At 36.3% G+C, this 251-nt stretch carries 1 pseudogene; it reads left to right on the top strand.

The features are described 5' to 3' along the window. Positions 1-132 precede the first annotated feature (132 nt). Positions 133-251 (top strand): annotated as a pseudogene (locus IQR33_RS05150) (electron transfer flavoprotein subunit beta/FixA family protein); the annotation flags it as partial.

A 251-nucleotide genomic window follows, 5' to 3' on the forward strand; every position in this document is an offset into this window, starting at 1 on the left:
TGTTGCCAACTTGTTAATCAACAATATATTTAAAGTTGACGCAAACGTAAAGGTAAATTAACATCATTTTAAAGACGTCATCACATCGTCTTCACTGTTAACACATAGTCTTCACTGTAAAAGGAATCTAACGTGAAAATACTAGTGCCAATCAAAAGGGTCATTGATCCCTACGTTAAAGTTCGCGTGAAAGCGGACCATAGCGATGTTGAAACCAATAACGTCAAGATGACGATTAATCCATTTTGCGA

It is taken from the genome of Vibrio sp. OPT46 (assembly GCF_015163535.1).
Lineage (GTDB): Bacteria > Pseudomonadota > Gammaproteobacteria > Enterobacterales > Vibrionaceae > Vibrio > Vibrio alginolyticus.